The sequence below is a fragment of the Streptomyces sp. SID5910 genome (genome assembly GCF_009862125.1).
Taxonomy (GTDB): domain Bacteria; phylum Actinomycetota; class Actinomycetes; order Streptomycetales; family Streptomycetaceae; genus Streptomyces.
Genome location: NZ_WWHX01000953.1, coordinates 1 through 506, shown reverse-complemented (window position 1 = coordinate 506; position 506 = coordinate 1). Strand labels below are relative to the sequence as shown.

Here is a 506-nt window from a genome sequence, read left to right as displayed (position 1 = left end):
TCGACCGCGCCTCGCCGCGCGAGGCCGTGCCCGCCCGGTCCGTCACCCCTTCGCGCTTCTCGTCCCGTCGCCGGGATCTCAGGGATTCATCTCGCGAAGGAGATCTCCGTGACACCGAAGACCGCGGCCGCGGCAGCACGGGCCACCGTGTACGGCTACCCCCGCCAGGGCCGGAACCGGGAGCTGAAGAAGGCGATCGAGGGCTACTGGAAGGGCCGCGTCACCGCCGACGCCCTCCGGAGCACCGCCGCCGGCCTGCGCCGGGCCAACTGGACGCAGCTCGCCGAAGCCGGCGTCGACGAGGTTCCCACCGGGGACTTCTCGCTCTACGACCATGTCCTGGACGCCACCGTCATGGTCGGCGCGATCCCCGCCCGGCACCGGGACGCCGTCGCGGCCGACGCGCTCGACGGGTACTTCGCCATGGCGCGCGGCACCCAGGACGCGGCGCCGCTGGAGATGACCAAGTGGTTCGACACCAACTACCACTACCTGGTCCCCGAACA

The 506-nt window shown here is 71.9% G+C and carries 1 pseudogene; it reads left to right on the top strand.

The annotated features are described in order from the left end of the window. Positions 1-108 precede the first annotated feature (108 nt). Positions 109-506 (top strand): annotated as a pseudogene (locus GTW67_RS33790) (5-methyltetrahydropteroyltriglutamate--homocysteine S-methyltransferase); the annotation flags it as partial.